We start from the raw sequence: 26490 nt of genomic DNA on the forward strand, positions 1-26490 counted from the left end.
CTCACATCAAGATTCGAGACATGACACCAATGCTGTTAGCCGACGCGCCAAGCGTCCAGGCCGCACCGCTCGCCACCGCCGAGGGTGCGAAGACCGTGTATTTTTCGCTGTACGCCGATCCGTCGTCGATGCCGGAGCAGGCGCGCGATTTCGTCACCAGCCAGATCGCGGTCGCGCGCGAACTGCCGTCCGACCTGCCGTCCAGCCTGGACGAGCTGCAGGCCTGGATCGAACAACGCACCGACATCGTCGGCCAGCAGTACCGCGACTACCTGGCCGCGCGCAAGAACGGCGCGCCGCGCCGTTACTTCTCGTGCCGCGCGCATGCGCTGTTCTTCATCAAGGGCGTGGCCCCGACCAAGCTGGTCGACGGCGCCTGGCTGTACGGCCTCACGCGGCAATGGGACGACGTCGCCTTCCACCCGCTGATCAAGACCTATCTCGAAGAGCTGGGCGAGGGCTTGCCCGACAAGAACCACGTCACCCTGTATCGCAAGCTGCTGGCCACCCACGGCTGCGAGAGCTGGGAAGAGCTGGGCGACGAGCACTTCCTGCAAGGGGCGCTGCAGCTGGCGCTGGGCCACCACGCCGAGCACTTCCTGCCCGAAGTCGTCGGCTACAACCTGGGCTACGAACAGCTGCCGCTGCACCTGTTGATCACGTCCTACGAGCTCAATGAACTGGGCATCGACCCGTATTACTTCACCCTGCACGTGACGGTCGATAACGCCGCCAGTGGCCATGCGCGCAAGGCGGTGCAGGCGGTACGCGACCTGATGCCGAAGGTCGGCGACCGCGCAGCCTTCTGGCAGCGCGTGGTCGACGGCTATCGCCTGAACGAGCTGGGCGCCAGCACCACTTCGGTGATCGGCGAGTTCGACCTGCAGTCCGAGCTGGTCGGCATCCTGGCCGCCAAGAGCGGCGTCGGCAAGAACATGCACTCGGATTACTGCCGCGTCGCCGGCCGCTCGGTCAACGACTGGCTGGCCGACCCGGCGCAGATCCCGGCCTTCCTGGCGGCGCTCGAGGGCGCCGGCTGGATCAAGCGCGGCCAGGACGTCGAGCACAGCCGCTTCTGGCGCCTGGTCGAGGGCGAACGGGCCGAGATGTTCGGCGTGTTCAACGCCTACGAGCTGCAGGTGCTGCGCGACTGGATCACCTCCAGCGCCGACGGCCAGCCGGCCAGCGCCCCGCGCGTGCTGACCGCCCGCGCGCGCCAGCGCACGCTCGACCAGCTAGGGCAGGGCGCGGAACGCGGCAACGCCTTCCCGGTGCGCGGCCTGATCCGCCGTCACCCGAACCTGGAGGATCTGAACACCGGCAACGAGCTGCGGCTGCTGGAACAGCAGGTGGCTGCCGCCAACGGCAAGCAGGAGGCGATGCAGATGCTGGGCCGCCTGCTGTCGCCCGAGATCCACCACACGGCGGTGGGCCTGATGGCCACCCGCATGTACACGCAACTGTTCGACGCCTGACCGACTGCACTTGCGACAAGCGGCCTGCATGCGATAGAGAGCGCGCGCCGGCCGTGGCACCACCAACAATCATTACAAGGAATTCCACGTGCACATCCTCGAACAACGCTTCCTGCGCGGACCGAACGTCCACGCCGATTCGCCCTGCCTGCTGTCGGTGGTCGACCTGCAGGATTTATACGGCAAATCCACGAAAGACCTGCCCGGCTTCAACCACGCGCTGCTCGAACTGCTGCCGTCGTTGCACGGCGAGCGCCTGCCGGCCGGCCAGCCGGGTGGCTTCGCCCAGCGCCTGCGCGAGGGAACTTATCTCGGCCGCGTGATCGAGCATGTGATGCTCGAACTGCAAACCCTGGCCGGCGCGCCAGCCAGCTTCGGGCGTACCCGGCCGGTGAGCGGCCATCCTGGACAATTCAGGATCGTGTGCGCCTATGCCTGCGAAAAGCTGGCCGAGCCGGCGTTCGACCTGGCGCTCGACCTGGTCGGCGCGCTGGCGCGCGGCGAAGGTTTCGAGCTGGCTCCGCGGCTGGAAGAACTGCGCGAGATCGCATCGCGCTACGCGATCGGCACCAGCACCGGCGCGGTGGTCAACGCTGCGCAGGAGCGCGGCATCCCGGTGCAGCGCATCACCGAGGACGCCAACCTGTTCCTGCTCGGCTGGGGCGTCAAGCAAAAGCGCCTGCAGGCCACCACCACCGGCGACACCAGCTTCATCGCGGTGAAGATCGCCAGCGACAAGCAGCTGACCAAGGCCTTGCTGAAGGAAGCCGGCGTGCCGGTGCCGGAAGGCGACGTCGTCACCACCGTGGAATCGGCGCAGCGCGTGGCGCGCCGCCTGAACGGGCCGGTGACCCTGAAGCCGCTGGACGGCAACCAGGGCAAGGGCGTGACGGTCGACTGCAACACGCCGGACGACGTGGCGCGCGCCTTCGAATTCGCGCGCCAGTACGGCCGCCGCATCATCGTCGAGCGCCACGTGAGGGGGTTCGACTATCGGGTGCTGGTGGCCGGCGGGCGTGTGGCCGCGGCTTCGCGCCGGCGTCCGGCCCATGTGGTGGGCGATGGCGTCAAGACCATCCGCGAACTGGTCGAGATCGAGAACGCCAATCCGGCGCGCGGCGCCGGGCATGCGACCATCCTGACCCGGATCGCGCTCGACGAGCACGCGGCCGACATGCTGTCGCGCCAGGGCTTCGAATTCGACAGCGTGCTGCCCGTCGGCGTGGTGGCCGAGTTGCGCGGCAACGCCAACCTGTCGACCGGCGGCACCGCCGAGGACGTGACCGAGCTGCTGCCGGATTCGACCCGCCTGCTGTGCATGCGCGCAGCCAGCAAGATCGGCCTCGACGTGGCCGGCATCGACATCGTGTGCGAAAACATCTCACAACCGCTGGCGGCGCAGCGCGGCGCGGTCATCGAAGTCAACGCCGCCCCCGGCATCCGCATGCACCAGTACCCGAGTGCGGGCGAGGCGCGCGATGCCGGCGAGGCGATCGTCGACGGCCTGATGGGCGTGTCCGATGGCCGCATTCCCGTGATCGCCCTGACCGGCACCAATGGCAAGACCACGACCACCCTGCTGGTCGCGCACGCGGCGCGCATGGCGGGCCGGGTGACCGGCGTGACCACCACCGAGGGCGTCTTCATCGACGGCAAGCAGGTCGTCAAGGGCGACTGCACCGGCTACTGGTCGGCGCGCACGGTGCTGCACGCGCCCGAGGTCGAGCTCGCGGTGCTGGAGACGGCGCGCGGCGGCATCCTCAAGCGCGGCCTGGCGTACGACCGATGCGACGTCGCGGTGGTGCTGAACATCGCGGCCGACCACCTGGGCCTGGACGGTGTCGACACGGTCGAGGACCTGGCGCAGGTGAAGGCGGTGGTGGCGCAATCGGCCTCGAAGGCGGTGGTGCTCAACGCCGAGGATGCGTTGTGCGTGCAGATGGCGCGCCGCGTCAAACCTGGCGCCGAGGTGCTGTTCTTCTCGATGGACGCCGAGAACCCGGTACTGCTCAAGCACCTGGAAGACGGCGGCCGCGGCGTCTACCTGCAGGACGGCGCGGTGGTGGTCGCCGACGGCCACATGCAGCAGGCGGTGATCAAGGTCGAGAGCATGCCGGTGGCCTTCGGCGGCCTGGCCCGCTTCAACATCGCCAACGCCCTGGCGGCAGCCGCGGCCCTGATGGCCGCCGATTTCAGCCACCTGCAAATCGCCGCCGGCCTGTCGACGTTTGTCTCCAACGGCCGCACCAACCCCTTGCGCACGAATATGTTCGACGTACGCGGCGTCACGGTCATCGTCGACTACGCCCACAACCCCGCTGCCTACGCGGCGATGGCCGACATGGCCCGCGGCATGCTCCCTGGCCAACTGGTCGGCATCGTCACGGCCCCCGGCGACCGCCGCGACACTGACCTGCGCGAAGTAGGCCGCGTCTGTGGCGCCCGCTTCGACGAGCTGGTCGTCTACGAATCGCAAAGCCGCGGCCGCGCCGTCGGCGAAGCGGTAGACCTGATCCTCTCCGGCGCCGAAGAAGCGGTCGGCCTGAGCGACACGCTGCACCGCGAGATCGAGGTCGGCAACGCGATCCGCCTGGGCCTGAGCCTGTGCAACCCGGGCGACGTCCTGGTCTTCGCCTGCGGCTCCTCCCTCCAGGTCTTCATCGACGCCATCCGCATCACCGACCCCGAAAGCGCAGACCTGATCGCCTCCCAAACCACCTAACCCGATGGGGGTCAGAGTAGAATCCCCATGGGGGTCAGAGTAGAATTGTCGAGCAATTTCCCAAATCCGCCCGCCAATTAAGTAGGGTCAGAGTAAAATTATTGGGCAATTGCCTCGCTTGACCTGCGGTTATTCCCTTCTGGCATATGCCAGAAGGGAAGCAATAAAATAAGTAGGGTCGGAGTAAAATTGTTTGCCAATTGATTTTAAAAAATTGGCAAACAATTTTACTCCGACCCTATTTGTTTTCAGGCCAATCTGGCACTACTAGCGGCTCGCGCTATTCCCAGCTTAATTAAATTTTGGATGTGAAACTATTTGGCGTGAAAATCCAGCTTTATCCATGAGGGTCAGATTCAATTTATCGAGCAACTTCTCAAGTTGTCAGTTAACTCTACTCTGACCCTACGGTTATCAGGAGCTATTATCCAACAATTAGGGTCAGAGTAGATTTAATTCGCAATTGATTTACTGAAGTTGTCAAACAATTTTACTCTGAGGTGGCCCGGGTTTGGTGGACATCCGCGACGCGCGCCAGGAGCAGGCCGCGCGCCAGGCCGGCGACGACCGCCGGCGCGCGCTGCAGCGGGTCGCGGCCGGCGCCGGCCAGCAGTGGCTGGCGAGCTACGAGCGCCAGGCGGCCAGCATGGGCAGCCTGCTGCTGGCCCACGTGGCGGCCTACTGGGAAGGCGAAGTCGCGGCCGTGATCGGCGAGCGGACGACGGACGTCGACGCCCTGCTCGAGCGCCTGCGCATGGCGCCAGAGGAGTGCGCGGCGGCGCTGGCCGCGCTGCGCGCGGACGCTACCGCCATGCAGGCTTGCCTGGAGGGGCTGGCGTGAAGGAGAAGGACGCCCTGTTGCGCCAGCTGGTGCAGGACGCCGCGGCAGCGCCGCTCGACGACTATCTCGTGCAGCTCGCGCGCGGCAACGCCGCGGCCGACGGCCTGGCGGCGTTGCTGGAACGCTTCGACGACAATCTGGCCCGGCTCGAGGCGCTCAGGGCGACCAGCAATCGCGACCTGGTGCGCGAAGTGCTGGCGCAGACGCGCGGCCCTTCCCGGGCGCGCGTGGGCGAGCCGGGTGCGCTCGACGGCTGGCACAAGATCGACGACGGCGGGCGCCGCCTCAAGCTGCAGGCGACCGAGTGGCGCGCGGCGCTCGACACCGGGCGGCGCCTGATGTGGACCGTGAACGCCGACCGCAGTGGCGACGAGCCGCATCCCTGCCGACTGGTCACCTGGCACGAGGCCCTGAAGCGCCTGACCGCACTGAACTTCGGCGCCTGGTGCGGCCATCGCGACTGGCGCATTCCCACCATCGCCGAACTGAACACGCTGACCTATACCGCCGACGCCAGCGATGAGCTGCGCATCTCGGCCAGGCTGTTCCCGGACCTGCGCGGCCATGGCGGGCAATGCATGACATGGTCGTCGAGCCGTTTCAACGATACGCGGCTGCTCGACGTCTATGATTTCGCGCATGGCACCGTCCATCGCAAGATGGTGGGCGAAACCGCCTACCTGCGTTTCGTCCGGACCATGGGCGACAACGAGTCGTGAATCCGCGCGACGACAGCCTGGCGGCGCGGCTCGAAGCGAGCCTGCGGCGCGACATCGCGCAACTGGGCGCCATGCCCGACAGCGCGGTCGGACGGCGCGCGGGCCGGCGCATGCTGGATGTGGCGACCCATGCGCCGGCCTTCCTGTGCCTGCTGGTCGAGCCGCTGCTGGAGGGAGACTCCGCGGCGCGGCTGGCGACGCTCGAGGACTGCGCCCGGGTCCACCTGTACGCGCGCGTGCTGGACGACGCACTGGACGAGAACCTGCCGCTCGACCGGCGCAACCTGCTGCGCATCCAGCCCCAGTACTGGCGCGCCGTCTATAGCCTGGGCGCCCGCCATCCGGCGCACGCCGCCGGCGCGGCGGCCTTGGTCGAGGACACCGTGGCCGCCGTCGCCATCGACGACGCGGCCGCCACGCCCGGCGAATGGGGCCGCAAGAACGCCCACCTGCTGCTGGCGCCGCTGCTGTTGTCGGGCGACAGCGCGGCCTGGCGCGCCGCCGCGCCCGGCCTGTTGGCGCTGCTCGCGCTGGACCAGGCCGGCGACGAGCTGGCCCAGGGCCGGCTGGTCACGTCCGGCCCGCGGGCGGAGCTGGCGGCCTGCCTCGAACACTGGCTCGATCCCGCGGCGATCGAGGCGTTGCGCCGCCATGGCTGGCGCCAGGCGGCGGCGCGCCTGCTGCACGATGGCGCGGCGCTGCTGCGCATCCTGACCACCAACGGACTACCCGCATGAAATCAAGATCCAATCTCGCCGCCCGCATCGATGCCGGGCTGCGCCAGTTCGCTGCGCGCCTGGAACGCGACACCGCTTTGCAGGACGGCGCCCTGACCATCCGCATCTTTGGTGAATTCTCGGCCGGCAAGACCCGGCTGCTGGGCGAACTGCTGGGCGACCTGGCGCCGCCGGCGCTCGCGCCGATCAGTTCGCGCGAGGTGCAGACCCGCCTGCAGCTCGAGGTGAGTCACGGCCCGACCGCGCGGCTGACCGTGGTCGAACGCGCTTGCGACGTGGTCCAGGGGCGCGAAGTGGCCTGCCTCGAACGGTTCCCGACCCGCGCCGAAATCGATGCCGCGGGCTATGACCCGTTGCGGCACCGGCTGCGCCTTTGCGTCCCGCTCCCGCAACTGGTGGTCGAATACGATGGCTACCACGACGCCGGCGTCCCGCGGCGGCTGTTCGTGATCGACATGCCGGGCTGGAATTCAGGCGAGGACGCGGAGGCGCCGGACATCGTCCTCAGCGACGATCCCTGCCTGGCCCTGGTCTACGTCACATCGGCCAGCCGGCTCGACAGCGGGGGAAACCTGGTGCGGCTGCGCGCCTTCCTGAAGACGGTCAGGCGCGATGCGGCCTTCCTGGACGGAAACCGATTGGCGGTCGTGATCACCCATTGCGACGCCGCCGACGCGGCGCGCCTGCGCGAGCGTGCGCGCGCCATGGTCGAGCGGGCCTGGAGCGAGGAGGGCGGCGACGTCTCCTGGCTCGGGCTGACCGTCCTGGCCGCCGAATTCAACGCGATGGCGCCGGGCCAGCTGGTGGAATTCCGGGAGCGCTTCTGGGAAGCGGTCCTGGCCCGGCGTCCCGAACCGGCTACGCCCGCCCACCCGTGGAGCGCGGCGATCGCGCGCTGGGATGGCGAGGACGATATCCGTCCGCGCCTGGCCCTGACCGGCCAGATGCTGGAGGCGCTGCGCAAGCTGGCCACGCGCGCGCGCCAGGATGGCCGCTTCCTGCGCAGCATGAACATGCACCGCCTGGCGGGCGCCAGCGACGAGCAGATGCGCCTCGAGCTGCATCGCGCCTGGCGCCGCCAGACCGGTCTCGACGACCTGCAACGGGCGGCGGAGGCGCTCGACGCGCTGCGGCTCGATGCCGCCCATCCGCTGGCGGACTGGTGGCGCGAGGTCTGGTTCGACCAGGCGCAACTGCTGTTTGGCGTCGCGCGCGCCTTCGTGACCCAGGCCGAGCGCGCCCTCGACAGCGTCGATGTCGGCACGCCCGACCTCGAGGCGCACCTGGTGCAGCGCCTGGCCAAGCCGCATGCGAAGCTCGAGGCCGCGCTGGGATCGAGCTTCGCGCGCCTGGTCGACGTGGCAGGCGGCCTGGCGCGCCTCGACGGCGGCCAGGCGGTCGCCACGTTACTCGCCCTGAGCACGCTGCAGGGACGCTACGAGCAGCATCTCGCGCGTCAGTTGCAGGCGCTGCGGCCCAGGGAGGCGGCATGACGCCGCACGACGCCGTCCAGGATTACCTGGCCGGGCACGCCGACGGCGGCGCCATGGCCGCCTATCTCGACAACCTGGCCGCGAGCGAGGCGCGCGAACGTACCGGGGCCCTGGCGCGCGAGCGCGACGCCATGCGCGCCGAGATCGAGGCGCTGCGCCAGGAGCAGGCTGCGCTGCTCGATGAGATGGACCGGCTGCGCGGGGCGCGGGTCGAGCTGCTGGTGAGTTTCCTGCCCGTCGTATTCCGCCATTTCTGGACCGTCGTGCGGCCCGACGAACTGGCCATGATGTGCGGCCAGCTGGCGCCGCCGCCGGTGCCGTCGCCCTGCCTCGAGCCGTCCGCCGAGACGGTCCAGTTCATGAAGGCGAAGCTATATGCCTTGCCGCAGGCGGACCGCGAACGCATCCGCGGCTTTTGCCTGGACCTGCGCCAGCGCCTGCAAGTGCGCGCCGAGCTGCGCGATTTCGTGCGCCAGCCCTGAGCCTGGCCGCCCCATCCGATTCAATCCTCCTGCGCTATCCATCATGAAGATCGACCCCAGACTGCCATCCGAAGTCCAAGACCTGTACCGCCGCCGCGCGGCCGCCGCCGTCCTCGAGCAACTGGGGACGGCCACGCTGTGGCAGGTGTCGGCCGCCAACGGCGACCGGATGCTGTTCGATCCGGTCGCCCGTTTGTTGTGGGACGCCACCAGCCAACCCAATGCCAAAGATACGCACAAGGGCATTGCCGCCGTCGCCGCGATGAAGACGGGCGGCCTGGAGCACTGGCGCCTGCCGGCGCTGCGCGAACTGCAGCACTTTTCGACGCTGGCGTTTTCTCCGGCCAAGCCGGGAAGCGGTTTCGGCAGTCTCATCAATGGCCAGCCGAACGTGACCTGGCTGACCACCGAGGGCACCTGGAACTGCAAGGAAAGCACCTTGAACGGCTCGCCCGATGCCTGGGGCGCGCTGGCGGCCGTCAACGACTTCGCCGCCGATGCCAGCGGCCCCGAGTTCATTGCACTGTGCATCGAACGCGGATGGAAACTGGCCCCGGCCGGCCCGGTCAAGGACAAGGACCTGCTGGCCGTCCACGCCACGCCGGACGTGCGCCAGCTGTTCGCCGACCTCGACCAGATGACGGTGCGCCTGCCACGGTTGCAGGCGTCCGATTTCGAGGACCCGGCGCGCGGGTTGTGGGAATTGTGGGGCCTCGACCGGCAGACGCTGGACGAGCTGGGCGTGCGCGCCCGCAATCCGGCGGACGACGTGCGCGATTGCGACGTGGCGATCGACTTTGGCACCAGCAGCACCGTGGTCGCCTACGACGACCATGGCCGGCGCAAGCTGCTGCGGGTCGGCATCGACCGGTTCTGGGAGGCGGACAGTCCGCGCAATTATGAAAACCCGACCGCGCTCGAATTCCTCGACCTGCAATCGATGCTGGCAACCTGGCGCAAGCATGCCTACCGGCCGCCATTGCTGTGGGACGAAGTGCGCTGCTCGCATGCGGCGCTGGAGCGCCTGGAGGCGGCGGATACCCGCCATGCCGTGGTCGACAGTGTGCTGACGGGGCTGAAGCAATGGGCGATGCGCGGCGAGCGCGATGCGCGCATCCACGTGCGCGACGGCCGCCAGCACGAACACGCGCTGGCGCCGCTGGTCGCGCGCAATCCGGTGCTGGGTACGCCACTGGCGGTCGGCGCCGACGATCCCTTCGATCCGGTCGAGTTGTACGCATGGTTCCTGGGGATGCATATCAACTGGCGCGGGCGCGGCATCTTCCTGCGTTACTACATGAGTTTCCCGGTGACCTATCCGGAGCAGGTGCGCGACCGGATCCTGGCCTCGTTCCGCCGCGGCCTGCAGCGCAGCCTGCCGGCCACCCTGGTCGGCCAGGCCGCCTTCGCCCGGTTCCGGGTCGAGGAACTGGCGTCCGAGCCGGCCGCCTACGCGGCGGCGGCGCTGCCGTCGCTCGGCATCGCACCCACCGCCGACGGCGCCGCCTATGCGGTGTTCGACTTCGGCGGAGGCACCACCGACTTCGAGTTCGGCAAATACCGGCTGCCGGCGGACGAGGACGACGACATCGAGGAACTGTTCGAGCATCATGGCGCGGCCGGCGACGTGTTCCTGGGCGGCGAACGCTTGCTGGAGAATATGGCCTACCTGGTGTTCCAGCAAAACCTGCACCGCTGCGCGAAGGAGCGGATCGTGTTCAGCCGGCCACAGGACGCGGCCGACATCGCCGGACACGAGATGTTCGTCGAGGACTCGCGCATCGCGGCCACCAATACCGCGGTGCTGGCCGCCGCGCTGCGGCCCCTGTGGGAAGAGGGCCAGCGGGATACCGTGATCAAGATCCGCCTGCTTGCGCGCGGCGGAGAACTGGTGGATTGCCAGTTCACGCTCCAGCTCGACGCGCTCAATGCGTACCTGGCGACCCGTATCGGCCAGGGTGTGCGCAGCTTCTTCATTGCGATGCGCACTGCCTTTGCGGCGGCGCCGCCGTCGGTGGTTCATGTGCTGCTGGCAGGCAATGCAAGCCGGTCGCGTTTCGTGGAGAGCTACTTCTTCAGCGATGAGGATGGCGCCAGCATCGACCGTCATGCCGCTGCGCGCAGCGAGGCCGGGCGCGATCGCTCCGACTCGCTCGACGAGCGCCTGTTCGACATCGCCGCCGATTACCTGGCCGAGGTCTATGGCGACGAGCAGATTCCGGAAATCGTCGTGCATCGGCCGCCGACCGCCGACGCCGTGCATCCGGGGATGGGCAAGACGGGCGTCGCGCTCGGCCTGTTGCGCCTGTGTCCGGGCGGCGTGGTCGCGACGGCGAGTGCGTCACCGGAAGCGCCGGGACGGGAGGCGCCGTTCGGCTATTACGTCGGCCGTGTCCGGCGCGGCAGGTTCGACCCCGTGCTGCTGCAATCGCAGCCGTATGGCGCCTGGCGGGACCTGGGCCAGGCGCGCGATCGCGTGCTCAAGCTGGCCTATAGCCGTTCCACATTGGCGGCGACCGGGGACATGCGCGAGGGTGACACGCTGTTGCTGCAGCGCCGGCTGGAACTGGGCGTCGATACCGAAGGCAAGCGCGTCTTCGTACGTGCAGTGGGGCCGCACGAGATCGAAACCTGCGTGGCCGCGGCCGCGCCCGACGCCGACGCGCAGGGCGCGGAGGCGCTGACCCGCATCAGTCTGCTGTAGGCCGCTGGCCCTGGGCTGGGGTCCGCACCTCGGTGCTCTGCTGCAGGGTATTGCGCCAGCCTTCCGGCCCCAGGACCCACATGCGGACATACCGTCCGCGCAGTTCGCGCGCGCGGCCGGCGCCCTGGGTCTCGGCCCGCATGTCAGCCCGCGTGCTGGCCCGGAAGCGGCCGGTGACCACCGCCGCGCGGCCACTGTCGAGCATCCGGACTTCCATGTCGAGCACCTCGTAGGAACGGAACTCGAATTCGTCGCGCGCCAGCGCCTGCAGGAACTCGGTCTTGGTGCGCGCGCGACCGCTGGTCTCGACATGGTAATAGTCGCCGCTGATCAGCTTGCGCATGGTCGGGATGTCGCGGCTGGCAACGGCCTGGGCGCGCAATTGCTCGGCCCCGCGCAGGGCTGCCAGTTCGCGCGCCGCAGCGCTGGACGTTGGCGCGACCGTGGCAGCGGGCCGGGACACAGCGTCCAGCGTGGCGTCGGGGGCGGCGGCGGCAGTCGGGACGGCTGCGAAACAGAGCAGGGCAAGTGGCAGGGCGGACAAGATGCGCATGGTCGGCGGGAAAGTGGAACGCCTTGACAGTATATAAATTCTCGAACGTAAGTTTGTAACAAAGTTTTGCAATTGCGCTCGGTGTTTCCCGTCGGCGCGCCGCTTCCGTCTTCTTCATAACAGGATTAAGATGAAGGACAAGGCCTGCCATCCGCGTGGCCTGATTAAAAGGAGAGCACGATGCAAACGGCAGGCGGACAGGACGCCCTCGCGCACAAGGGCACGATGGGCATCGATGTGTTGTGGGTCGGTGTGGCGACCGCGCTGATCCTGCTGGCGCCGCTGGTAGCGATGCAGTTCACGCGCGAGGTTGCATGGACCGGCGGCGATTTCGGCGCCGCCGCGCTGTTGCTGGCCAGCGCGGGGCTGGCCTGCGTGCGCATGGCGCGCCGGGTGGCGCGCCGGCGGCCGTGGCAGCGGGTGGCGACGGTCGGCGCATTGGCGCTGGCCTTCGCTGCGCTGTGGGTGGAACTGGCGGTCGGTGTTTTCTTAGGCCTGGGCAGCTGAGATGGCGCCACGTGGCATATCGCCACGCAACGCCCTTGCGATTAGAGCCTATCCCTAATGCCGTTAAGTTAGCGTAAAAGCCGTCGTTCCCGCAAAGGCGGGAACCTAATTCTGCGAGCGTTTCGACGACGTTAGCAGAACTTGGGTTCCCGCCTTTGCGGGAAGTCGTTACCTCCAGTGGAGGTAACGACGTGGTGGCTACTCTTAACTTAACGGCATTAGAGCCTATCCCGGTAGGTGGGAGTCGCTCCTGGCGCGCCTGGCAGGCGTGTGCTGCGTTGCTCGTCGTTGCATGGCTCGCCATGCGGCCTCCTCGCGCCTTGCCCACGCCTGCCATGCATCAACATGAGCTTCCCCCACCTACCGGGATAGGCTCTTAGCGTAGCTGCAACCCGTCCAGGCGGAACGGTTCGGCAATGAACACCGTATTGCAAACCTCGCTCGGATAGGCATAGTCGAAGGCGATCTGGCCGGCGGTATCGAGCGCCACCAACCGCGCCTGGGTGCGTTCCGCCAGCGAAGAATAGGCCACCAGGTACTGGCCGGGCGCGCTTTCATAGGCTGACGAGCAGATGTCCGAGAGCAGCTTGCGCTCGCCATCCCAGGTCCAGACTTCGCGCGCGGTGCGCGCCTTGTCGTCGATCGCATAGCGCGACGGCGTGCTGTAGCGTCGGTTCTGGCCCGCCGGCGTGCCGGCCGGCTGGTTGAGGCTGGCGAGGCCGTTATTGAACAGCAGCAGTTCGCGGTTGGGCGCCACCGACAGCGAATGCTGGCCGATCGGCACCTTGCCCTCGGTCACGCGCAAGGCCAGGGCGCGCAGCGAGGGATAGTTGACGTACCAGTGCTTGCTGGTATCGCCCAGCAGCCAGCGGATGGCGCCGGTATCGTAGTCGAGCTTGACGACGAAGTTTTCGCGGCTTGAGATCAGCAGTGCATTGTCCTGGGCATCGTAGATAGCCGAGTTCATGTGGAACCAGTCGACGCCGTCGCGCACGAAATTGGCGGGATCGTCGCCGCCTGCGCGCATCGCCGCGCGGAAGATCTGGCCCAGGTCCCATTCCTTGAGCACCCGTCCCGAGATGTCGATCTCGGCCACGATCGATTCGAGCAGCAGCACGCCGCCGACCCGGGCGTCGAGCTCCGCCAGGAAGCCGGTCTTGCCGCGCGCCAGTTCATGGTGGAAGTTGGTGAACTTGGGATCGTCGAGGCGGCTGCTGCGCACGCTCGTGTCGACGTCGAAGCGGTGCAGCACCGGCGCCGAGCCGTCGCCGACATAGAAGGCGTCGTCGCCGAACAGCGAGGAGAACGAGGTACCGGGCCCGCTGGCCCAGCGCAGCTGGCCGTCGCTGTCGAGGATGACCGGCGACGTCACCCCGTTCTTGATCAGCATGTACTCGAAGCCGGGCGACGCCGCGCCGCGCGCCGTGCGCACCTGTGGCGCGTCGTAGATCGTGGCGGGACCCGTGTAGCTGCCGGTCGCGATCGCCACTTGCGCAACATGGGTCGAGCCGTCGCGAAAGCGCGTGGTCAGCGTGAGCTCGTTGCGGTGGTTGGCGTACAGGCCGAATACCGGGAAGGCGATGCGCGCGCTGCCGGCGTCCCAGGCCGCGCGCCGCCCGAGCCAGGCGCGGTCGTAGGTGACCGCTACCGGGCGCGAGTGCGAATCGGGGCGGCCCGCGATGGTGTAGTGCACGCTGTCCAGGTGGGCGAAGTCGCGCAGGGCGTAGTTCAATTGCGCCACGAAGGGCGTGGCGCCGGGCGCCTGGCCGATGGCGCCGATGCCGGCGCGCTCGGCCTGGGGTTTGTCGTCGTCGTCCTTGCCGCCGCAGGCGCACAGCAGGACGGTCATCAGTATCCAGAGCAATAGCGTGGTTGGCGACTTCATCTGTTCTCCTGCGGGTCGGGGCCGGAATCCTCGCGACGAGGGGGAACAGTAGTTGTAGCCCGATTAGCGGACCCGTGCCTGCGACCGGCGCAAGCCGGTTGCGTGAACTTGTATGGAAACGCTTGACCTTCCCATCGTGGGAAGGATTATCCTCTCGATATAGATCATTGGAACAAGCAAATGAACAATATCGTCCTTGACAGCACCGTCCTGCAAATCGAAGGCATGAGTTGCGCGTCCTGCGTCGGGCGGGTCGAGAAGGCGCTGCGCGCGGTGCCGGGCGTGCGCGACGCCAGCGTCAACCTGGCCACCGAGAAGGCCAGCGTGCGCGGCGCGGCCGCGCCGGACGCGCTGGCGGCGGCGGTGCGCAGCGCCGGCTATGAGGCGCGGATCGCGGCGCCCGACGCCGGCGCCGCCGGTGTGGCAGCGGCCGCGCGCCAGGACCGCCCCGGCCAGCTGCCGGCCTGGTGGCCGGTGGCCGCCGCAGTGCTGCTCAGCCTGCCGCTGGTGCTGCCGATGCTGGCCGCGCCCTTCGGCCGCAACTGGATGCTGCCCGGCTGGCTGCAGCTGGCGCTGGCCACGCCGGTCCAGTTCTGGCTCGGCGCGCGCTTCTACCGCGCCGGCTGGAAGGCGCTGCGCGCCGGCAGCGGCAATATGGACTTGCTGGTGGCGCTTGGCACCAGCGCCGCCTATGGCCTGTCGCTCTACCTGCTGCTGGGGGCCGGCTCTCACGGCGGCCACGAACTGCCGCACCTGTATTTCGAATCGTCGGCGGTGGTGATCACGCTCGTCTTGCTGGGCAAGTGGCTGGAGGGCCGGGCCAAGCGCCAGACCCTGGCCGCCCTCGATGCCCTCGGACGCCTGCGGCCCGATGCGGCGCTGGTGCGGCGCGGCGGCGTCGACATGGACATCCCCCTGGGCGAGCTGCGCGTGGGCGACCTGATGGTGGTCAAGCCCGGCGCGCGGGTGCCGGCCGACGGCGTCGTGACCGACGGCCGCAGCCACCTGGACGAGTCGCTGCTGACCGGGGAAAGCCTGCCGGTGGCGAAGGGGCCGGGCGAGCGGGTGGCCGGCGGCGCCGTCAATGCCGACGGCCTGCTGCTGGTCGAGGCCACCGCGGTCGGCGCCGCGACGATGCTGGCGCAGATCATCCGCATGGTCGAGGAGGCGCAGGCGGTCAAGGCGCCGATCCAGCGCCTGGTGGACCGGGTCAGCGCGGTGTTCGTGCCGGCGGTGCTGGTGCTGGCGCTGGCGACCCTGCTGGGCTGGGGCCTGACGAACGGCGACTGGCAGGCGGCCCTGCTCAATGCGGTGGCGGTGCTGGTGATCGCCTGTCCCTGCGCGCTCGGGCTGGCGACGCCGGCCGCGGTCATGGTCGGCACTGGCGCGGCGGCCCGCCACGGGATCCTGATCAAGGACGCCGAAGCGCTGGAAACCGCGCATGCGCTGCAGGTGGTGGTGTTCGACAAGACGGGCACCCTGACCGAGGGCAAGCCGCGGCTGCTCGCCTGCGAAGGCCAGGGCGCGCACGCGGCGCGGCTGCTGGCGCTGGCCGCGGCGGTGCAGCAGGGCAGTTCGCATCCGCTGGCCGGCGCCGTGCTGGACGAAGCGGCGCGCCAGGGCATGGCGCCGCCGCCCGCGGCGGGCTCGGCGCGTGCCTTGCCGGGCCGCGGCGTCGAGGCCGAGGTCGACGGCGCCACCATCGTGCTCGGCAACCGGCGCCTGATGGAAGAACTGGGCGTGCCGGCTTCCGGCGTCGATCGGCATGAGGCGGCCGGGCGCACCGTGTCCTGGCTGGTCGAGCGCCGCGACGGCGTATCCACCGTGCTGGGCCTGCTCGCCTTCGGCGACCGCATCAAGCCGGGCGCCCAGGCGGCGGTCGCGCGCCTGCGGGCGATCGGCATCGAACCGGTCCTGCTCAGCGGCGACAGCCTCGGGGCCGCGCGCACCGTGGCCCAGGAGCTCGGCATCGAGCGCGTGCATGCCGAGGTGCTGCCGGCCGACAAGGCGGACGTCATCGCCGCGCTGCGCCGCGACGGCCGCAAGGTGGCGATGGTCGGCGACGGCATCAACGACGCGCCGGCCCTGGCCGCGGCCGACGTCGGCATGGCGATGGCGACCGGCACCGACGTCGCCATGCACAGTGCCGGCGTGACCCTGATGCGCGGCGAGCCAGGCCTGGTGGCCGACGCCATCGCGGTGTCGCGCCGCACCTACCGCAAGATCCGCCAGAACCTGGGCTGGGCCTTCATCTATAACGTGATCGGCCTGCCGCTGGCCGCCTTCGGCCTGCTCGACCCGGTGCTGGCCGGCGCCGCCATGGCGCTCAGCTCGGTCAGCGTGGTCGCCAATGCGCTGCTGCTGCGGCGCTGGCCGCCGGCGCCGGCCGCCGCGCCCGAACCCGAACCCGAACCAGAACCCCTTTCAATCACCGGGGCCGCGAGGCCCCAAGCAACAGGAGAACACAGCATGTATGAATTGACCGTGGAGGGCATGAGCTGCAAGCATTGCGTGGGCCGCGTCACCCAATCGGTGCAGGCGGTCGACGCCGACGCCAGGGTGGCGATCGATCTCGACAAGGCCAGCGTGCGCATCGACAGCCGGGCCGACCTCGAGCGCATCGTCGCCGCCATCGATGGCGCCGGCTATCCGGTTACCGCGCGCGCCCTGGTGTAGGAGAAACTCTACCGAAGGTATCATTTATGGACGATAAGACATCAAATATCGTCCCCGGGCGGTGACAATTGCGCTATATTTTATTGAAACGACAATAAAGACAGGCGCCGCCCGGACAGCCCGGATACCACCTCGCTGTCCCCGCCGGATCCTCCACGGGGAGAGATATGCGACATGGCGTTCTAGCCGAACCGACCGACCTGGTCAGGCATCCGCCGAGCGCCGCCCAACTGCGCCACGTGGTCTGGGTGCTGGGTTTTCTTGCGCTCGTGTTCGCGCTGCTGGCGCCGGCGGCGCGGATTCCGCTGGCGCGGGCGCCTGAGTTCATTCCGATGTACGGCTCGGTGCTGATCGGCGCCAACCTCCTCACCGGCATCCTGCTGATCGGGCATGTCCATACCGGGCGCTCGCGCGCGCTCGGCATCCTGGTGCTGGGCTACCTGGTCACGGCGCTGATCGCCTCCGCCCACCTCTTGACCTTCCCCGGCCTGTTCGCCGACCAGGGTGTGCTCGGTGGGAACGACCAGACCACGCCCTGGCTGCACATCAGCTGGCATGCGCTGTTCCCGCTGTTCGTGCTCGGCTACGTATTCAGCGCGCGCGACACGACGCCCTTGCCGCCGCATTTCATGCGCATCGGCGCCTTGCTGATCCTGCTGCTGGTGGCGCTGCTGGTGCTGGTCTCGACCTCGGGGGCGCACTGGCTGCCGCCGCTGCTGGACGGCACCCGCACGCTGCCGCTGTACCACTGGCTGGCGGGCGCGGTGATGATCCTGTCGGTCGGGGTGCTGTGGGCCACGGTGCGCAAGCGGCCGCGCACGGTGCTCGACGTCTGGCTGGCGGTGGCGATGGCGGCCTGGGTGTTCGAAGTCGGGCTGTCCTGCGTGCTCAATGGCGGCATGTTCGACCTCGGCTTCTATGCCGGCCGCCTGTACGGGCTGGCCGCTTCGCTGTTCGTGCTGGGCGCGCTGGCGATCGACAATATCGCGCTGCATGCGCGCCTGCACGCGACCTTCGCCGAGATGATGGAAACCCGCGCCCACGCCCAGTGGCAAAGCCTGCTGGGGACCGTGCTGCGCCAGTTGCCGGATGGGGTCCTGATCGTCGACCGGGCCGGGCGCTGCGTGATGGCCAACGACCAGGCCCGGCGCATGGCCGAATGCTTCGCGCCGAGCGGCACCGGCGAGCGCGCGCCGCTCGGCGTGGCGGCGATGCTCGACCTGGTCCGCGATCCCATCGCGCGCGCGGTGGGCGGAGAGACCTTCCGCGATGCCCTGCTGGAGAGCAACCATGACGGCGTGCGGCGCTGCTACACGGTCAGCGGCGCGCCGCTGCGCGAGAGCGCGGCCGACCTGGCGGCGGCGGTGATCGTGCTGGACGATATCACCGAGCGTACCGAAGCCAGCGCCGCGCTGGCGCGCGCGCTGGACCAGACCCGCTACCTGGTCGAGAACACGCCGCTGGCCGTGATCGAATGGAACCGCGACCTCGTTGTGACCCTGTGGAACGGGCGCGCCGAAGAGCTGTTCGGCTGGCGGCAGGAAGAAGTGGTCGGCGTCCGCATCGATGCGCTGCCGCTGATCCACGAGAGCGACGCCGACCAGGTGGGCCTGATGATCCGGCGCCTGCTCGAGACGCCGACCCACCACGCCAAGTCGAGCAACCGCAACCTGACCCGCGACGGCCGCGAGCTGTGCTGCGAGTGGTACAACTCGGTGCTGGTGGACGAGACGGGCCAGATCCAGACCGTGTTCTCGCTGGTGCTGGACGTGACCGAGCGCGAGCAGGCGATGGACGGCCTGCGCGAGGCCGACCGGCGCAAGGACGTGTACATCGCCACCCTGGCGCACGAGTTGCGCAATCCGCTGGCGCCGATCGCGAATGCCGCTTCGCTCCTGCGCAGCAAGACGCTGGCGCCGGAGCGCATCGAGTGGATCGCGGCCATGGTCGGGCGCCAGACCGCCCAGATGGCGCGCCTGCTGGACGACCTGCTGGACGTGTCGCGCATCGGGCGCGGCAAGATCGAGCTGCGCCGCAGCCGGGTGGAACTCGGGCGCCTGATCCGCGATGCGCTGCAGGCCAGCATGCCGTTGATCGAGTCCGGCCGCCACCAGCTGGCGCTGCGCCTGATGGACGAGCCGCTGTGGACCGAGGCCGATCCGCTGCGCCTGACCCAGGTGTTCGCCAACCTGATCAACAACGCGGCCAAGTACACGCCGCCGGGCGGCGCGATCGAGATCGGGCTGCGCTCCGAGAACGGGGAAGCCGTGGCCTGGGTGGCCGACAATGGCGTGGGGCTGGACGCCAGCATGATCGAACGCGTGTTCGATCCCTTCGTCCAGGTGGGCAGCGCGCGCCACCTGGCCCAGGGCGGCCTGGGCATCGGGCTGTCGCTGGCCAAGGGCTTCGTCGAGCTGCATGGCGGCACCATCCGCGCCGACAGCGAGGGGCCGGGGCAGGGCGCGACCTTCATCGTGCGCCTGCCGCTGTGCGAGGCAGCCGAGGCGGAACCCGGCGCCGACAGCGACACCGGCGGCGGGGCCGTGGCCGGCATGCACATCCTGGTCGCCGACGACAACGTCGACGCCGCCGAGTCGCTGGCCTGGCTGCTGCGCTCCGAAGGCGCGACGGTGGAAGTCGCGCACGACGGCGCCCAGGCGCTGCGGCTGTACAACGAGCATTGCGCCGACATCGTGGTGCTCGACCTGGGCATGCCCGAGATGAGCGGGCTGGAAGTGGCGGCCATCCTGGCGACCAGGTGCCCGCGGCCGTACCTGGTCGCGGTCACGGGACGCGGCCGCCAGGAAGACCGCGCCGCGTCGCAGGCGGCCGGTTTCGACATCCACTGCACCAAGCCGGTCGCGCCGCAGCAGCTGATCGAGCAGCTGGGCGCGGTGGCGCAAGCACGTCATCAATGATGATGATGGCCCCCGCCGTCCTTCGCCCCGGGCTTGCGCGCGTCGAGCGCCTGGCCGGCCGGCGCCGGCGCCGGCCTGGCATCGGGCGCGCTGGTAGGCGCCGGCACGTCGCCGGTCCATTCGCGCGCGACGCTGCCGGCCGGGTGGCGATACCAGCCGGGATCGCGGTAGTCGCCGCGCGCCAGTCCCTCACGCACTTTGAGCACCGTGAACATGCCGCCCATCTCCAGGTTGCCGAACGGGCCGTCGCCGCTCATCATCGGCAGGGTGTTGGCGGGTAGCGGCATCTTCATGTCGCCCATCGAGCCGCCCTTGTCGCCCATCACCATATAGCCCGGCACCAGCTTGTTGATCTTCTCGGCCACGCCGCGGTGGTCGACCCCGATCAGGGTCGGCACGTCGTGGCCCATCGCGTTCATCGTGTGGTGCGATTTATGGCAATGGAAGGCCCAGTCGCCCGGCGCGTCGGCCACGAACTCGATCGCCCGCATCTGGCCGACGGCGACGTCGGTGGTCACCTCGGGCCAGCGCGCCGATTTCGGCACCCAGCCGCCGTCGGTGCCGGCCACCTCGAAGCGATGGCCGTGCAGGTGGATCGGGTGGTTCGTCATGGTGAGATTCCCGACCCGGATCCGCACCTTGTCGCCCAGTCGCGCGACCATCGGATCGAGGCCGGGGAACACGCGGCTGTTGATGGTCCACAGATTAAAATCGAGCATGGTGTTGGTCCGCGGGGTGTAGCTGCCCGGTTCGATGTCGTAGGACGACAGCAACATCACGTAGTCGCGGTCGACGGCGTGCTGGCGCGGATTCTTCGGATGCGTGACCCAGAAGCCCATCATCCCCATCGCCATCTGCTGCATCTCGTCGGCATGCGGGTGGTACATGAAGGTGCCGGCATGGCGCGCCACGAACTCGTAGACGAAGGTCTTGCCCGGCTGGATGCCGGGCTGGGTCAGGCCCGTCACGCCATCCATCCCGCACGGCAGCAGCTGGCCGTGCCAGTGCACGCTGGTGTGCTCGGGCAGCTTGTTGGTCACGAAGATGCGCACCCGGTCGCCCTCGACCACCTCGATGGTGGGGCCGGGGCTCTGGCCGTTATAGCCCCACAGGTTGGCCTGCATGCCGGGCGCCAGTTCGCGCACCACGGGTTCTGCCACCAGGTGGAATTCCTTGACGCCGTCCTTCATGCGCCAGGGCAGGGTCCAGCCGTTGAGCGTGACCACCGGGTTGTAGGGCCGGCCGCTGGGCGGCGCCAGTGGGGCGGCGGTGGCGGCGGACGAGTGCACCGGGGCTTCCGGCAGCGTCGCCGCGCCGGCCTTGCTCACCAGCGAGGCGCCCAGCATGGTCACGCCGGCGCCGGTCAGGAACGATCTGCGATTGGTCATTGTGCTTCCTTGTGTTCGTGGGCGTGGACATGCGTGGCGGAGGGTGAGGGGGGCAGGCGGCCGCCCAGGGCGGCTTCGAGGTCGGCCTCGGCCAGCCAGAAGTCCTTCAGGGCCTCGATGGCGGCGTGCACCGCGGCCGCCTGTTCGCGCGCGTCGGCCAGCAGCTCGAAGGGGCTGGCCAGCATGCCGTTGTAGCGCAGCAGGGTCTCCTCGGCGATCTTCTTGCGCAGCGGGATCACGTGGTCGCGGTAATGGCGCGCCACGTCGTGGCTGGCGCGGTAGCCGAGGTAGCCGGCGCGCGCCTCGCTGCGCGCATTCACCGCCGTCTCGGCGACCCGGCCCAGCGCCTGCATGTACAGGCCTTCGGCGCGCGCGACGCGGGCGCCGCCCCAGTCGAATAGCGGCAATTCGAGCGACACTTCGTAGCCTTCGCTGCGCGCCTCGCCAGTCTCGCTCTTGCTGGCATAGCCCAGGTCGAGCACATTGACCATGCGCGTGGTGCGCGTCAGGCCCAGGTCGGCGGCGGTGCCGGCGGCGTCCGCGCGCGCGGCGCGCACGTCCAGGCGCCGTTCGATCGCCAGGCGCTCAATGCCGCTGAGCGCGACCGCTTGCGCGGGCAGGTCGGGCAGGCGTTCGGGCAGGATGTAGCCGGCCTGGGCGCCCCACAGTCCCAGTTGGCGCGTCAGGCGTTCGCGCGCCGCGTCGCGCGCGCGGGCGGCGCGCAGCACGGCGGCGCCGGCTTCGGCATGGAAGCTGGACTCGCGCGCCAGGTCGAGCGCGCTGGCATTGCCGGCCAGGGTCATGCGCTCCATCAGCTCGCTGGAGGCGTCGGCCGCCGCGGCGACCTGGCGTGCATAGTCGAGCGCCTGGCCGGCGGCGACCGCCTCGATCCAGGCGCGGCGGGTGGCGATCGCATGGCGCTCGATGGCGGCGGCGACCTGCAAGGTCGCCTGCTCGTGGCGGCGCGCGGCCATGCGCTGGCGCAGCGGCATGGTGAGCAGGCCCGCCAGGTCGAGCGACACGCCGCGTTCGATCTCGACGCTGCCGCCGCCGCTCATGCGCGAGAAGCCGAACGACGGGTTGCGCAGGCGCGAGGCCTGGGCAAGGTCGGCCTGGGCGATGCCGGCGTCCCAGTACTGCGCCTGCAGGCCGGGGTGGTTCAGGATGGCGATGCGCACCGCGGCATCGAGGCTAAGGGGTTGCCTGACCAGGTCGTCGATCTCGGCGGCCAGGGCCCGGCGGTCGTCGTCGTTGCGCAGCAGGCGCGGTTCGACGCCGGCCAATGCGCGGGCCTGCCCGGCGCTGGCGTGCAGGGCGGTGTCAGGATTGGTGCTGGCGCAGCCGGCCAGCAGCAGCGTCGCGGCCGTGGCCAGCGCGCCGCGGTACATGCGTGGCGTGGGCATCAGTGATGGTCCCCGTGGCCGTGATGTTCATGGTGATCGTGCTTGGGCGCTTCCTTGGCCGCGGGCTTGGCATGGTGAGCATGACCGGCGTGGCCCGGTTGCCCGGCCACGGTGCGGTTGCTCTCCTGCCAGTTGCGGTCGGGCGTGGACGTGGTCGCGACCGGGGCGCGCTGCTCGTGGGCGGCCTGGTAGCGCGTCTCGGGGACGCTGGCGGCAGGATCGTCGGCCGTGCTCTGGGCGATGGCGGGCATGGCGGCCAGGCCGGCAGCCAGCAGGGCGGCCGCGCGCCATGGCGCGGCGGTGTGCATAAACATGGTTTCCTCGTTCGGATGAATGCGTCAGGGCCGCGCACGGGGCGCGGCGGCGGGCGGTTCAGGCGAGCGGGAAGCGGGGCGGTCGTTCGGGCAGTGCGAGGTCGACCGCGGGCAGGCGGCCGTCGGCGGTCACGGCAAGCGCGGAGTCCAGGAAGGGCGCAGGCGGCGCGATGCTTGACGCGGGCGCCATGGCGGCGCCCATGCAGCAGGCGGCGCAGGCGCTGCAACTGCCGTCGTGGCCCTCTTGTGCGACGTCGTTCGCCGCATCCTGCACATCGTGGCAAGGACTGCTGGCGGCATCATGCTGCGCGGGTGCGTGAGCCGCCTGCTGTCCCGCCTGCGGCGCATCGTGCGCGCACGCAAGCATGGCGGCCGATGCGATTCCCTGGAACGGGATCGCCAGCAGCATCAGCCATACGAACAGGAGACGGACGGAATGTTTCACGCGGCGATTCTAGCATGGCGCGCCGTCGGGCTGCGACGTTTGATACGATGCCCGAATACTTGCTGATGGAAAGGTCTTGCCCGCATGAGCGTCCGCAACCTGCAGTACCTGTTCGCGCCAAAGTCCGTGGCGCTGATCGGCGCTTCCGACCGTCCCGGCAGCATGGGCACGACCCTGCTCGACAACCTGCTGGGCGGCGGCTACAAGGGCAGGCTGTACGCGGTCAATCCCAAGTACGAGCGGCTGGGCGAGCTGGATTGCTACGCCAGCGTGGCCGACCTGCCCGAGGCGCCCGAGCTGGCCGTGATCTGCACGCCGCCGGCCACGGTCCCGCAGCTGGTGCGCCAGCTGGGTGAACGCGGCACGCGCGCGGCGGTGGTGCTCAGCAGCGGAATGGGGAAGGCCAATGCGGCCCGCGATGGCCGCGGCCGCAGCCTGCGCCAGGCCACGCTCGACGCCGCCCATCCCTATCTGCTGCGCCTGCTGGGACCGAACAGCGCCGGCCTGCTGGCGCCCGGCCTCGGCCTGAACGCGAGCGTGGCCCACAGCGGCGCGCTGCCGGGGCGGATCGCCTTCGTTTCGCAATCCGGCTCGCTGATGACCGCGGTACTGGACTGGGCGCGCACGCGCGGCATCGGCTTCTCGCACTTCATTTCGCTGGGCGATTCGAGCGACGTCGACCTGGGCGACGTGCTGGACTACCTCGCCAGCGATGGACAGGCCGGCGCCATCCTGCTGTACGTCGACCAGTTGCGCTATGCGCGCAAGTTCATGTCGGCCGCGCGCGCGGCGGCGCGCAGCAAGCCGGTGCTGGTGCTCAAGTCGCATGGCGGCGACGATGGCGTGCGCGCCGTGGCCAGCGAGAGCGGGGCGCTGGCCAGCGAGGACGATGTGTTCGACGCCGCGGTGCGGCGCGCCGGCATGCTGCGGGTCTACACCACCGAGCAGCTGTTCGCGGCGGTCGAGACCCTGGCCCATGCGCGGCCCTTGCACGGCGAGCGGCTGGCCATCGTCGGCAACGGCGCCGGGCCGGGCCGGCTGGCGCGCGACGCGCTGCGCCATGGCGGCGGTACGGCGGCCACCCTGTCGCCCGAGTCGAGCGCGCAACTGGCGGCGCTGCTTCCCGGCACCGGCTCCGGCGCCGGCGCGTCGAATCCGGTCGACCTGGGCGGCGGCGCGCCGCCCGAACGCTACGCCGCCGCGCTCGAGGTCCTGCTCAGGGATCCGCAGGTGGACGCGGTGCTGGTCGTGCATGCGCCTACCGCCACCGTTGACAGCCGCGAGGTGGCGAACGCCATCGCGCCGCTGGCGAAGGCCGCCTCGCGTCCGCTGCTGTCGTGCTGGCTGGGCGGGGCATCGGTGCTCGAGGCGCGCACCATTGCCGCCAATGCGCGCATGCCGACCTACCGTACTCCCGAGGATGGCGTGGCCGGCTTCCTGCAACTGGTGCAGTACCGGCGCAACCAGAACCTCCTGATGGAAGTGCCGCCCTCGATGGCCGGCTATATGGCGCCCGACCGCAGCGCGGCGCGGGCGCTGGTGCGCGAGGCGATCCAGGCCAAGCGCCTGCTGCTGTCGGACCCCGAGACCAAGGCCATCCTGCGCGCCTACGGCCTGGCCCTGGTCGAGACCCGCGCCGCGCCCGACATCGAGGCCGCGGTGGCGGCGGCGCGCGCCATCGGCTATCCGGTCGCGGTCAAGATCCTCACGCCCGACGTGATGCACAAGTCGGACTTCGGCGGCGTGACCCTCGATCTCGATTCCGACGAAGCGGTGCGCGCCGCCGCCCAGCGGATGCGAAAGCGCCTCGACGAACTGTTCCCGCAGGCGCGCTTCGATGGCTTTTCGGTGCAGGCCATGTGCCGCCGCGCCCATGGCCACGAGCTGATCGTCGGCGCCGCCACCGATCCGGTATTCGGGCCGGTGCTGGTATTCGGCCAGGGCGGGGTGGCGGTGGAGGTGACCGACGACCATGCGGTGGCGCTGCCGCCGCTGAACCTGGTGCTGGCGCGCGACCTGGTCGACCGCACGCGGGTGGCGCGCCTGCTGGCCGGCTACCGCAACCGGCCGCCGGCCAACCTCGATGCGATCCTGGCGGTGCTGATCCAGGTTTCCAGGCTGGTGTCCGACATCCCCGAGATCGTCGAACTCGATATCAATCCGCTGCTGGCCGACAGCCACGGCGCGACCGTGCTCGATGCGCGCATGCGGCTGGCGCTGGCCGACCGCTCGGGCAGCACGCTCGACCGCCTGGCGATCCGCCCCTATCCGCGCGAGCTGGAGGAAACCATCGCCTGGAATGGCGCGCCGCTGCTGCTGCGCCCGATCCGGCCCGAGGACGGCCCGGCCCACCTGGCCTTCTTCGATGCGCTCACGCCGGACGACATCCGCTACCGCATGTTCGTGCGCATCCGCGAGCTGCAGCCGTCGCAGCTGGCGCGCTTCACCCAGATCGACTACGACCGCGAGATGGCCTTCATCGCCACCCGCAGGAATGCCGACGGCGTGAACGAGACGCTGGCGGTGGGCAGGGTAGTGGCCGACCCGGACAATACCAGCGCCGAATTCGCCGTCACCGTGCGCTCCGACCTGAAGGGAATGGGGCTGGGACGCATCATGATGGAAAAGCTGATCGGCTACTGCCGCGCACGCGGCACCGGCGAGATCGTGGGCGAGGCGCTGCCGCAGAATTCGCGCATCGTGGCGATGGTGAAGAAACTGGGCTTCGAGGTGACGGTCGACGGCGAGGAAGGCACCCGCAAAATGCGGCTTGCATTACGTTGAGGTTTTTACACTTTTCGTGACATTCGGAGGATTTTTCGTGTGGCCGCGATGGTATCGTAGCGCCCTGTTTCAGCACGATCATTCGCCCTGTCACGTCGTGACGATCCGCCAACGCTGTCGCACCACCAACACGTACCACCACGATGTCACGTCTCGGTCTTCTTTTCTGCGCTCCCTACGCCCTGTTCATCGCGGCCTGTTTTGGCATCGTCGCGCTGGGCAAGGCCGATTACCAGTCGCAGTTCACGTACCTGGAGCTGCCGATCGCGGCCCAGCTGGCGTTTGCACACTGGCTGGGCCTGGACCGGGCGCTGGCGGTGATCTCGTGGCCGGACGCGTATGGCCTGTTCATGACGCCGGCGTTCATCCTGCTGTATGCCGTCGGCGCGGCGCTCGAACGTGGCCTGGACCGCCGGCGCGACCTGGCGGGGGCGATCGACTGAT

Annotated in this window: 19 protein-coding genes; 13 read left to right on the plus strand and 6 right to left on the minus strand. The window is 69.4% G+C overall.

Annotated elements, in window-relative coordinates:
• Nucleotides 1–20: 20 nt before the first annotated feature.
• The 8 genes from Q9246_RS24200 to Q9246_RS24235 all read left to right on the plus strand — a co-directional run bounded on the left by Q9246_RS24200 (nt 21) and on the right by Q9246_RS24235 (nt 11173).
• On the plus strand, nt 21–1475 hold the full coding sequence (locus Q9246_RS24200) for an iron-containing redox enzyme family protein (protein ID WP_479692552.1): 1455 nt from the start codon (nt 21–23) through the stop codon (nt 1473–1475).
• Nucleotides 1476–1563: 88 nt separating this feature from the next.
• Nucleotides 1564–4197: a cyanophycin synthetase gene (gene cphA, locus Q9246_RS24205; RefSeq protein WP_306393744.1), complete on the plus strand. Its 2634-nt coding sequence runs from the start codon at nt 1564–1566 to the stop codon at nt 4195–4197.
• Nucleotides 4198–4711: 514 nt separating this feature from the next.
• Complete coding sequence (locus Q9246_RS24210; protein ID WP_306393746.1) at nt 4712–5038, plus strand: hypothetical protein; 327 nt, start codon at nt 4712–4714, stop codon at nt 5036–5038.
• A complete protein-coding gene (locus Q9246_RS24215; protein ID WP_306393747.1) occupies nt 5035–5757 on the plus strand; it encodes an Lcl C-terminal domain-containing protein in 723 nt (240 codons plus the stop codon). The genes Q9246_RS24210 and Q9246_RS24215 overlap by 4 nt, the downstream gene beginning before the upstream one ends.
• On the plus strand, nt 5754–6494 hold the full coding sequence (locus tag Q9246_RS24220) for a hypothetical protein (protein ID WP_306393750.1): 741 nt from the start codon (nt 5754–5756) through the stop codon (nt 6492–6494). The genes Q9246_RS24215 and Q9246_RS24220 overlap by 4 nt, the downstream gene beginning before the upstream one ends.
• Nucleotides 6491–7987, plus strand: a complete 1497-nt coding sequence (locus Q9246_RS24225) for a hypothetical protein (protein WP_306393752.1) — start codon at nt 6491–6493, stop codon at nt 7985–7987. The genes Q9246_RS24220 and Q9246_RS24225 overlap by 4 nt, the downstream gene beginning before the upstream one ends.
• On the plus strand, nt 7984–8469 hold the full coding sequence (locus tag Q9246_RS24230; RefSeq protein WP_306393753.1) for a hypothetical protein: 486 nt from the start codon (nt 7984–7986) through the stop codon (nt 8467–8469). The genes Q9246_RS24225 and Q9246_RS24230 overlap by 4 nt, the downstream gene beginning before the upstream one ends.
• A gap of 43 nt (nt 8470–8512) precedes the next feature.
• A complete protein-coding gene (locus Q9246_RS24235; protein WP_306393755.1) occupies nt 8513–11173 on the plus strand; it encodes an Lcl C-terminal domain-containing protein in 2661 nt (886 codons plus the stop codon).
• Here the strand turns inward: Q9246_RS24235 and Q9246_RS24240 are convergent.
• Nucleotides 11160–11726: a nuclear transport factor 2 family protein gene (locus Q9246_RS24240; RefSeq protein WP_306393757.1), complete on the minus strand. Its 567-nt coding sequence runs from the start codon at nt 11724–11726 to the stop codon at nt 11160–11162. The two genes, Q9246_RS24235 and Q9246_RS24240, sit on opposite strands and share 14 nt — an antisense overlap.
• A 180-nt stretch (nt 11727–11906) precedes the next feature.
• On the opposite strand from Q9246_RS24240, the gene Q9246_RS24245 reads away from it, so the two are divergent.
• Nucleotides 11907–12233: a hypothetical protein gene (locus Q9246_RS24245; RefSeq protein ID WP_306393758.1), complete on the plus strand. Its 327-nt coding sequence runs from the start codon at nt 11907–11909 to the stop codon at nt 12231–12233.
• Nucleotides 12234–12609: 376 nt separating this feature from the next.
• Here the strand turns inward: Q9246_RS24245 and Q9246_RS24250 are convergent, their stop codons facing one another.
• Nucleotides 12610–14118: an aryl-sulfate sulfotransferase gene (locus Q9246_RS24250; protein WP_306393759.1), complete on the minus strand. Its 1509-nt coding sequence runs from the start codon at nt 14116–14118 to the stop codon at nt 12610–12612.
• A 180-nt stretch (nt 14119–14298) separates the two neighbouring features.
• Between Q9246_RS24250 and Q9246_RS24255 the strand changes: the two genes are divergently transcribed.
• A complete protein-coding gene (locus Q9246_RS24255) occupies nt 14299–16794 on the plus strand; it encodes a heavy metal translocating P-type ATPase (RefSeq protein ID WP_306393760.1) in 2496 nt (831 codons plus the stop codon).
• 167 nt (nt 16795–16961) lie between these two features.
• A complete protein-coding gene (locus tag Q9246_RS24260) occupies nt 16962–19712 on the plus strand; it encodes an ATP-binding protein (protein WP_306393762.1) in 2751 nt (916 codons plus the stop codon).
• Here the strand turns inward: Q9246_RS24260 and Q9246_RS24265 are convergent.
• From Q9246_RS24265 to Q9246_RS24280, 4 genes are read right to left on the minus strand one after another with little or no spacing between them, the layout of a single operon-like run.
• Nucleotides 19706–21100, minus strand: a complete 1395-nt coding sequence (locus Q9246_RS24265) for a multicopper oxidase family protein (RefSeq protein ID WP_306393764.1) — start codon at nt 21098–21100, stop codon at nt 19706–19708. The two genes, Q9246_RS24260 and Q9246_RS24265, sit on opposite strands and share 7 nt — an antisense overlap.
• Complete coding sequence (locus Q9246_RS24270; RefSeq protein WP_306393766.1) at nt 21097–22503, minus strand: TolC family protein; 1407 nt, start codon at nt 22501–22503, stop codon at nt 21097–21099. Before Q9246_RS24270 ends, Q9246_RS24265 begins: the two co-directional genes overlap by 4 nt.
• Nucleotides 22503–22817 carry a hypothetical protein gene (locus Q9246_RS24275; protein WP_306393767.1) on the minus strand — a complete coding sequence of 105 codons (315 nt, stop codon included), beginning with the start codon at nt 22815–22817 and terminating at the stop codon, nt 22503–22505. Before Q9246_RS24275 ends, Q9246_RS24270 begins: the two co-directional genes overlap by 1 nt.
• A 58-nt stretch (nt 22818–22875) precedes the next feature.
• Nucleotides 22876–23262, minus strand: a complete 387-nt coding sequence (locus Q9246_RS24280; protein WP_306393769.1) for a hypothetical protein — start codon at nt 23260–23262, stop codon at nt 22876–22878.
• Nucleotides 23263–23346: 84 nt separating this feature from the next.
• On the opposite strand from Q9246_RS24280, the gene Q9246_RS24285 reads away from it, so the two are divergent.
• The gene (locus tag Q9246_RS24285; RefSeq protein WP_306393771.1) at nt 23347–26046 is read left to right on the plus strand and encodes a bifunctional acetate--CoA ligase family protein/GNAT family N-acetyltransferase; all 2700 of its coding nucleotides are present in this window, start codon (nt 23347–23349) and stop codon (nt 26044–26046) included.
• Between the two features lie 143 nt (nt 26047–26189).
• The gene (locus tag Q9246_RS24290; protein ID WP_306393773.1) at nt 26190–26489 is read left to right on the plus strand and encodes a hypothetical protein; all 300 of its coding nucleotides are present in this window, start codon (nt 26190–26192) and stop codon (nt 26487–26489) included.
• Nucleotide 26490 lies beyond the last annotated feature (1 nt).

It is taken from the genome of Telluria beijingensis, assembly GCF_030770395.1.
Classification (GTDB): Bacteria; Pseudomonadota; Gammaproteobacteria; order Burkholderiales; family Burkholderiaceae_D; genus Telluria; species Telluria beijingensis.

Coding starts and splice junctions, on each gene's coding strand:
- Q9246_RS24250 (WP_306393759.1), bottom strand. CDS start 14,118: ATGAAGTCGCCAACCACGCTATTGCTCTGGATACTGATGACCGTCCTG.
- Q9246_RS24235 (WP_306393755.1), top strand. CDS start 8,513: ATGAAGATCGACCCCAGACTGCCATCCGAAGTCCAAGACCTGTACCGC.
- Q9246_RS24255 (WP_306393760.1), top strand. CDS start 14,299: ATGAACAATATCGTCCTTGACAGCACCGTCCTGCAAATCGAAGGCATG.
- Q9246_RS24240 (WP_306393757.1), bottom strand. CDS start 11,726: ATGCGCATCTTGTCCGCCCTGCCACTTGCCCTGCTCTGTTTCGCAGCC.
- Q9246_RS24265 (WP_306393764.1), bottom strand. CDS start 21,100: ATGACCAATCGCAGATCGTTCCTGACCGGCGCCGGCGTGACCATGCTG.
- Q9246_RS24290 (WP_306393773.1), top strand. CDS start 26,190: ATGTCACGTCTCGGTCTTCTTTTCTGCGCTCCCTACGCCCTGTTCATC.
- Q9246_RS24285 (WP_306393771.1), top strand. CDS start 23,347: ATGAGCGTCCGCAACCTGCAGTACCTGTTCGCGCCAAAGTCCGTGGCG.
- Q9246_RS24225 (WP_306393752.1), top strand. CDS start 6,491: ATGAAATCAAGATCCAATCTCGCCGCCCGCATCGATGCCGGGCTGCGC.
- Q9246_RS24275 (WP_306393767.1), bottom strand. CDS start 22,817: ATGTTTATGCACACCGCCGCGCCATGGCGCGCGGCCGCCCTGCTGGCT.
- Q9246_RS24230 (WP_306393753.1), top strand. CDS start 7,984: ATGACGCCGCACGACGCCGTCCAGGATTACCTGGCCGGGCACGCCGAC.
- Q9246_RS24200 (WP_479692552.1), top strand. CDS start 21: ATGACACCAATGCTGTTAGCCGACGCGCCAAGCGTCCAGGCCGCACCG.
- Q9246_RS24260 (WP_306393762.1), top strand. CDS start 16,962: ATGCGACATGGCGTTCTAGCCGAACCGACCGACCTGGTCAGGCATCCG.
- Q9246_RS24270 (WP_306393766.1), bottom strand. CDS start 22,503: ATGCCCACGCCACGCATGTACCGCGGCGCGCTGGCCACGGCCGCGACG.
- Q9246_RS24245 (WP_306393758.1), top strand. CDS start 11,907: ATGCAAACGGCAGGCGGACAGGACGCCCTCGCGCACAAGGGCACGATG.